Origin of the sequence: Fulvivirga sp. M361, assembly GCF_007097395.1 — a bacterium.
Taxonomy (GTDB): Bacteria; Bacteroidota; Bacteroidia; order Cytophagales; family Cyclobacteriaceae; genus Fulvivirga.
In genome coordinates, this window is record NZ_VKDC01000006.1 from 201,930 (window position 1) to 210,056 (window position 8,127).

The following is an 8,127-nucleotide window of genomic DNA, read 5'->3' on the forward strand; positions in this document are numbered from 1 at the left end:
TACCAGCTATGCGTGAGAGAAGATATTTTCAGTACCTGTTTTTCATATTGTTAACGGTATTTTCCTGTAAGGATGACCACCTGGGAAAACCCGGAGCAGGTACCAGGGTCAGGCAGGAACAGAAAAAAGAAGACGATAGACCGAACATCATTTTTTTGTTGACCGATGATCAGCGGTTTGATGCTTTAAGTTTCGCGGGTAATACCGTTTTACAAACGCCTAACATGGATAGACTGGCAAAAGGTGGAGTATACTTTGAAAATGCCTATGTCACCACTTCTATTTGCGCTATGAGCCGTGCCAGTATTTTGACCGGTCAGTACGCCCGCAGGCATGATATATGGGATTTCGGAGAGAGCCTGACGGAGCAACAGTATGAAAATACGTATCCTGCGCTGTTCAAAAAGGCGGATTATATCACCGGATTTATAGGGAAATTCGGTGTAGGTAATATCAGGCAACCAACTATCCGGAAATACTTTGATTACTGGGAAGGGTTTAACGGACAAGGGTCTTACAAAGCCACTGATAACGGGCGCCCCATACATCTCACTTCTAAAATGGGGGATCAGGCGCTGACGTTTCTTGAACAGCAAAAGGATGCCGATAAGCCCTTTTTACTCTCCATGAGTTTTAAAGCGCCACATGTACAGGGAGATCCCGGCTTTTTTCTTCCTGATGCTGCCTATGATGACCTTTACGAAACGGCGACAATACCGGAGCCGGTTGCTGCTGCAAAAGAATATTTTAATTACTTCCCCGAAGATATCATCAAGAACAAAAATGGAGCATTGAGCGTAGCCCGTAGCAGATGGCACGATCGCTTTTCAACGGCTGAAGAGTACCAGGAAAATGTTAAAAAGTATTACAGGCTGGTACATGGAGTAGATGTGGTGATTGGCAGGATCATCGAAAAACTTAATGCACTGGATATGGATGAAAATACCATTATAGTATTTACCAGTGATAACGGTTTTTACCTGGGAGAGTACGGTTTTGCCGGTAAATGGTATGGTAGCGACCCTTCGATACGTGTTCCGATGATTATTTTTGACCCAAGACCCGAAGCGCCTCAGGGCATTACTATAGATAAAATGGCATTGAACATAGACATTGCACCAACATTGTTATCGATGGCAGGAATCCAAAAGCCCGTCATTATGCAGGGAAGAGATCTGGGCGAACTTATTGCCGGGAATAACGCCGGCTGGAGAACCGAATTTTTCTATGAGCATTTATGGCCCTCGTCCGATGCTTATTACATACCCAGTACGGAGGGGATAGTTACGGAAGATTATAAATATATGAGGTACTTCCTCAACCGGGATTTTAATGAGATTATGTTCGAGGAATTTTACGACAGGAACAAATATAAAGATGAGGTGATCAATAGTGTCAATAACCCTGACTATGATGCCCATATTGACCAATTGAAACAAAAACTGACGCTTATGAGAGATGCCATAAAATGAATTTAACGGTGTTTTTTGTCATAGCGTCTCATCGTCACTTAAATCGCATAACCATTCCTGACACTGTTGTTACATATGACGGAACACTAAAGGGTTCATTGACCATCAATTCGTTTCAGTTTTATGTATCCATTCAATATACATCTTTGATCCCAATGAATATATACATCATTAAGCTCCTTTTATTCTTCGCATTGGTTTACACCATTACTTCGTGTTCTGGCGGAAAGGGGTGCAAGGTCGATTACTATGAAGGGGCTAAAATGACCTGGCAAGCTAGCTGGATATCGGAAAGAGCTCATCCGGTAAGTAATAAAAGACAGAGTATGCCCGTGCCAATAGTAATGCCCAAACTGCCCGGAGATAGTATGGCTACCCTTATGCGAAGAGAATATACTGTTTTACGAAAACCGAAAGCCGTTACAGTCTACATTTCCGGGCTTGGTTATTATGAACTATACATCAACGGTCAAAAAGTAGGAGACCATGTTTTAGATCCCGTTTTTAGTGATTACCAACGTACCGTGCATTACCTGAATTATGATGTTACAGAGATGATCCAATCGGGAGATAATGCCGTTGGCGTGATACTTGGAAATGGCTTCTATAACTACCCGTCTCAAAATTTTGTGCAGTTTAGTGAATCTAACTGGCGCACTCCGAATAAACTCTTATTACAGTTTGAACTGGAGTTTAATGACAACAGCAGGGAAGTATGGGTTTCAAATGAAAGCTGGAAGTGGTCAAATGGAGCAATTGTATTTAATAGTGTACAGGGTGGAGAAACGTTCGATTCCAGGAAACAACAGGAAGGGTGGTTGCTAACTGACTATGACGATGGACATTGGGATGCAGTGAAAACAGTGGAAGCTCCGCCAGGCAGGATGAGACCACAGGTTATGCCACCCATGCGCGTTGTTAAAACCTTACCCGCCCTGGGTATTTCAGAATCAGAGCCCGGCATATACCTGGTAGATTTCGGAGCAAATATTACCGGATGGGCTACACTAAATATAAAAAAATGCCCTGAAGCTAAGCATATCCGCCTTTTTTACAATGAGGTATTAACTGAACGAGGGACCTTAGATAAAAATTATTCGACTACACATTCTACCGGTCGTTTCCAGGAGGGACGCTACATTTGCAATGGAAATCCGGGTGTTTTTAACTCCAGGTTTTCGTATTACGGTTTTCGTTATGTTCAAATAGAAGGATTAGACTATAGACCGGAATTGGAAGATATTGTTGCAAGCTCCGTACATACAGACCTGCCTTCGATTGGTAATTTTGAATGCTCCAACGAAAGATTGAACCAACTTCAATCGGCGGTTAGAAGGACCCTTCTGAACAGTGTTCACTCCATGCCTGGAGAAGAGCCTACCAGAGAGAAAGTAGGCTGGACACTAGATGCAGGTCTTATCACAATGGATACCTATCTATATAATTTTGATGCAATTACCACCTACCAGACCTACTTACAAAACCTGATGGATGCTCAGGAAAAAAGCGGTCATATCCCACCTATTGTACCCACTAATGGGTGGGGTTTTCTGAACCCTGATACCCATGAGCCTGTGTTATATGATGATCCGTGGTGGGGTGGGACTATCTTCTACGTCACTGACAGACTCTACTTATGGACGGGTAACACCAGTCACATTGACCATGCCTACGAGGCTATGAAAAGGTACCTGGCATTTGTGGTTGGGACGGCTGATGATAGTTTGCTGGTACACTGGTCACTGGGAGACTGGCTGGATCCGGGTCAAAACAGGTTTGGCTTTGGGCCTGGCTGGACACCTCCCGTACAAACCTCTACACAAGCCGTTGCCTGGATGGCTGGACTTTTATCAAAGTATGCGAAAATTCTGGACAGACAGGACGACATTTCATTTTATCAAAAACTAGAGGAGAAGACAATTGATCATTTCAATAACCAATTTCTCGACAGGCGTACAGGCTGGTATAGGGACAGCTCGCAAACCGCACAGGCTATGCCTTTATGGCTGAATATTGTTCCGGAAGGTATGAAATCAAATGTGGAAGAACGGTTTTTTGATGCTGTTCGAATGCGAGACGGTCATATATTCTGTGGGTTCCTGGGCATTCAACCCATATTAACCTGGCTCTCGGAAAATAATCACATTGATATTGCTTATGAAATGGTCACGAAGGAAAATTCTCCGGGATGGCTTCATATGGTCAAAGATCACAAGAGTACATTAGGCGAAAACATGAATGCAGAAGGATATGGCACAGGTCATCATCCTTTCGGAGCCAATATGGGACACTGGTTTTATCGTTACCTTGCCGGAATTGCTCCCGACAAAGCAAAACCCGGATGGAAGCATTTTATTCTTGCACCCAAAATCCCTGAAAACCTGGATTGGGTGAAAGCCAGTTATAAATCGCCCGTTGGGCTTATCCGGTCGGAGTGGGAACAGGGAGCGGATTACATGACGTATAAATTTACTGTTCCTATAGGTAGTGAGGCCATCATTCGCCTGGCATTCCAGGAAAGTTTTCAGATCGAATACAATGGTAAACCCCTATCAGCAGACGACTACCGTATCGAGAACGGTAAGATCGTCAAAGGTCTTATAGCCGGAGAGCACCATTTCCAACTGCTAAAAAAGGAATAAAAGTGTGAGCTTGTGTCCTGATTTTTCATTCAGGCAGGACAGTCAAGGATGCCTGGAATTTGTTTAGTTGCTATTTTCCGTCATCTAAAGATATTTACTAATCATTTACCAGATGAATAAAACCATTTTTATGGGGTGTGTCCTCTCCATCTGCATTGGCATTGCTCCATCCTGTAAGCCTGATGAAGAGGACAATTCTCCTTCCAGACCTAACGTTATTGTCATTGTAGCGGATGATATGGGCTGGCACGACCCGTCAAGTTACGGGAGTGAGTTTATCGAAACGCCTAACCTGGATGCACTGGCCGGTGCAGGGGCCAGGTTTACCAATGCCTACGCACCTGCATCACTTTGCAGCCCTTCCAGAGCAAGTATTCTTACTGGCTTACATCCGGTAGAAGTTAACATCACCGAACATATCCATGGTCCGTTCAGGCCTTCGTCATCTATTCCGCTTATTACGCCTGATATAGACCAACGGCTAGGTTCGGAATACTATACACTAGGCGAAATGATGGGACGTGAAGGGTACAATACCGCCTATCTTGGAAAATGGCATCTTGGAGGAGGTGATGCAAAACCGGGTACGCAGGGATTTGACTTTACCTATGCAGCCAACTATCACGGTCTGCCCAATTCGTTTTACTACCCTTTCTTTAATCATGCCATGGAGGATATTAAGTCAGATGCAGAAGAGGGTGATTATCTTACCGATAAACTGACTGATCGGGCCATAAATTACATCACTGAACAGGACACTTTTTTTATGATGCTCTGTTACTATTCGCCACATGTACCCATAGAGGGGCCTGAGCACCTGGTCGAAAAATACGTTAACAAACGTGGCGGTGATACCGGTCTTCCCAACCCGCATTATGCTGCAATGGTGGAATCGATCGATGAGAACATCGGCCGGTTGATAGATCAGCTTCGCAAAGAGGATAAACTTAATAATACGCTGATCATTTTCACTTCTGACAACGGAGGGCTTTCCGTGGAGGAAGTTCCTGCATTTGCCAAACACACTCCACCTACGGATAATGGCCCCCTGGCAGAAGGAAAAGGCTATTTATACGAGGGAGGTATTCGTGTACCCATGATCATGCATTGGCCTGACAGGGTATCTTCCCAGGTGGTAGATGATCCTGTGGTCGGCACTGACCTATATGCAACTGTAAGTGATGCGTTAGGTAAGTCAGCCAAAACGTCGCACGGACAAAGTCTTTTCAGTACGATTTCAGGCGGTGCGAAAAAGCGTTCCATTGTCTGGCATGTACCGCATTATTCTCCACAGCATGGAAAGCCGGCATCGGCGATAAGGAAAGGAAAATATAAGCTGATCTACTTTTATGAAGACGGCAGGTCAGAACTATATGATCTTGAAAACGACCCATCAGAGGAGAAAAACCTGGCTCAATCCCAACCTATCGTAGCAGACCAACTGTTAAGAGAATTGAACGACTGGAAGTCCAGGTTTGATGCAAAAGACCCTGTTCCCAACCCTGATTACCTGGGAGGATGAGTACCAGATGTTATCCATGGATAATCTTCGTGTTACTATCATTAACCGTGAGTAGCCGGCAGAGCTATGCACAACAACGCATAACCATCTCGAATGCAGACCCCCGGCTGGATTTAGAAGGTAAGATAGTAGATGCACATGACGGTCGTGTCATCCAATTTGAAGGTCGGTTCTATTGGTATGGCACGGCGTATGGCACTACCAATGGCTTTACAACAGCCAATCACTATGTGTGCTATAGTTCAGATGACATGGTGCATTGGAAAAAAGAAGGAGTTTTACTCCCACAGCAGCCGGAGGGTGTTTACTACAGGCCTCATGTCATTTACAATGAAAAAACTGGAAAATATGTATTGTGGTACAACTGGTACCCTCAGCTGTGGGACGGGCAGTTTGGTGTGGCGACAAGCGACACCCCGGAAGGACCGTTTGAAATTGTAAATGATAATGTGCAAATGGTCAATTCGTCCATTGGCCTGGGCGACTTCGGGCTTTTTGTAGATGAGGATAAAACGGCCTACATCAGCTATAATACCATTCAAAATCACCAGGTGTCCATAGAACGTCTGACTACTTCATATACGGCGTCTAAGCTGGAAAATGGTGGTGTCATTGCTGAGCATATGGAGGCGGGTTCCATGTTCAAACGGAAAAATAAATACTATTTACTGACCGATTACACCTGTTGTTTTTGCAATTACGGGTCAGGGGCCAGGGTATATATTTCTGACCGGCCTATGGTGGGGTATACCTATACCGGGAACATCAATCGCTACCCCGGAGATCCGGTCAATAGTTTGATCGACGGTATTACAACAGGAAACCTGTTTGAGACATTATCAAACAAAAATGAGCGTTGGCAGGGTATTGAAATAAGGTTGGACCAACCCACCGGCTTAAAAGAGCTGGAGATACACCTTTTCACCGGAAACCGCCCTGAGAACTGTGGTGATGTGAGTAATCCCCGGGTTCATCCTGAATTCATTACCCCTCAATTCTCTGTAAGTACATGGCATGAAAGCTCCTGGAAGCAAGTTGAAATGGAAAGTTATAAAATCAAAAAGAAGGCTCTAAATGAGATTGTTACCCTCCGGTTTAACGAAGAAACCCTTACCGCTAAAGTGATCATTCGCCCTACAGCGTTTTCACTGGATCAATTGCATTTAACTGAAGTCATCATAAATTCAACCCCGGCGTTGCCCATAGCGACCTTTAAGATAGGGGAGGGTATTCCCGAAACTCCGATCATTCCGGCGCAACAAACCTACGTGCTTGAACTAAACACACCGGGTGGCCCGGAATTCATTTGGATGGGCGATCTTTGGGGTTCTGCATCGGATAATGTTAAAGGACATGACTACCAGTACTGGAGCAAACCCCTGGAATTTGGCCCAAACGGCACGATAAAGCCCATGTCATGGGTGGAGGAGTGGGGAGTGATACTGAGTAGGTAAGGAAGTTAATGTGACCTCCTATTAAGGGTCGTCACAGCGAGGCTGGCGGTGCCTGTGCGTTGGGTTACGAAGCTGTCTCCTTATTGCTGGACGTGAAACTATTACGCGTCCGGCGATAAGGGGATTACTTCACCTCGCCACACAGCCCCACGCTGAGGTTCGTAATGACAATCTCTGTTATGGGTACTTTCAAAACGGTCCTGGTGCGCTTTTACAAAGCGTACCCATCTTATTCCAGCATTTGTAATGCCACTCGATTCTTCTCATTAGAAATGTAAAACGCTGCACTGCTATACACCCATTGCTCCGGTGAATGGACATACTCTTCAACCATAGGGTTATTATGAAGATAATCCATCCGTTGATCCATCATTTTATTGCTGGTAAGTTCTACAGGATGGAAACCATCCTGCCATAGTTTGTAGTTTACACCTCGTTTGAGTCGTTTTGCCGCAAAGGAAAATTTATTCAACAGCCATTCCTGCCTGCTCTCAGTAGTATCTTTGATTGTTTTGATCAGTGCCTTACTGGTGAATTTCTTGAAATCACGTATCACCTCGTTGAGAGGTNGCCATAGTTTGTAGTTTACACCTCGTTTGAGTCGTTTTGCCGCAAAGGAAAATTTATTCAACAGCCATTCCTGCCTGCTCTCAGTAGTATCTTTGATTGTTTTGATCAGTGCCTTACTGGTGAATTTCTTGAAATCACGTATCACCTCGTTGAGAGGTACTTTGGTACTACCGGCAATCAAATGAATATGGCTGGGCATAATGCAATAAGCATAAACCACGAATGACTTGTTTTTAATGCAAAAATTTAGCGAATCGATGATGACCTCTTTATAAACAGGCCGTGTGAAAAGATCTACCCAATCTATGACGGTGATGGTGATGAAATGCGGGCGCTGCGATTCTCCAATCTTGTATTTTTCAGACATTAGATGAAGTTGGGGGTAAAGGATTAGCTTTTAATCTAAATAAATTGGAGGGTATTACAAATGCTTTTTAGAGTTTTATATCTTCTTGATAAAGTATAGA

Annotated in this window: 5 protein-coding genes; 4 read left to right on the forward strand and 1 reads right to left on the reverse strand. The window is 44.3% G+C overall.

Going from position 1 to position 8,127, the window contains the following annotated elements:
* Positions 1 to 8 precede the first annotated feature (8 nt).
* The 4 genes from FNH22_RS08150 to FNH22_RS08165 all read left to right on the forward strand — a co-directional run bounded on the left by FNH22_RS08150 (position 9) and on the right by FNH22_RS08165 (position 7,090).
* Positions 9 to 1,472 carry a sulfatase gene (locus FNH22_RS08150; protein WP_143397862.1) on the forward strand — a complete coding sequence of 488 codons (1,464 nt, stop codon included), beginning with the start codon at positions 9 to 11 and terminating at the stop codon, positions 1,470 to 1,472.
* The gene (locus tag FNH22_RS08155; protein ID WP_143397863.1) at positions 1,469 to 4,114 is read left to right on the forward strand and encodes a family 78 glycoside hydrolase catalytic domain; all 2,646 of its coding nucleotides are present in this window, start codon (positions 1,469 to 1,471) and stop codon (positions 4,112 to 4,114) included. Before FNH22_RS08150 ends, FNH22_RS08155 begins: the two co-directional genes overlap by 4 nt.
* Positions 4,115 to 4,226: 112 nt before the next feature.
* Positions 4,227 to 5,636: a sulfatase gene (locus FNH22_RS08160; RefSeq protein ID WP_143397864.1), complete on the forward strand. Its 1,410-nt coding sequence runs from the start codon at positions 4,227 to 4,229 to the stop codon at positions 5,634 to 5,636.
* Complete coding sequence (locus FNH22_RS08165; protein ID WP_143397865.1) at positions 5,633 to 7,090, forward strand: family 43 glycosylhydrolase; 1,458 nt, start codon at positions 5,633 to 5,635, stop codon at positions 7,088 to 7,090. Before FNH22_RS08160 ends, FNH22_RS08165 begins: the two co-directional genes overlap by 4 nt.
* 229 nt (positions 7,091 to 7,319) lie before the next feature.
* Here FNH22_RS08165 and FNH22_RS08170 read toward each other — a convergent pair whose 3' ends face one another.
* Positions 7,320 to 8,027 (reverse strand): transposase, encoded by a 708-nt coding sequence (locus tag FNH22_RS08170; RefSeq protein WP_143397866.1) that lies wholly within the window; start codon positions 8,025 to 8,027, stop codon positions 7,320 to 7,322.
* Between the last annotated feature and the right edge of the window lie 100 nt (positions 8,028 to 8,127).

What these genes read in the sequence shown, in the direction of transcription:
- FNH22_RS08150 (WP_143397862.1), top strand. Translation starts at nt 9, where the DNA reads ATGCGTGAGAGAAGATATTTTCAGTACCTGTTTTTCATATTGTTAACG.
- FNH22_RS08155 (WP_143397863.1), top strand. Translation starts at nt 1,469, where the DNA reads ATGAATTTAACGGTGTTTTTTGTCATAGCGTCTCATCGTCACTTAAAT.
- FNH22_RS08160 (WP_143397864.1), top strand. Translation starts at nt 4,227, where the DNA reads ATGAATAAAACCATTTTTATGGGGTGTGTCCTCTCCATCTGCATTGGC.
- FNH22_RS08165 (WP_143397865.1), top strand. Translation starts at nt 5,633, where the DNA reads ATGAGTACCAGATGTTATCCATGGATAATCTTCGTGTTACTATCATTA.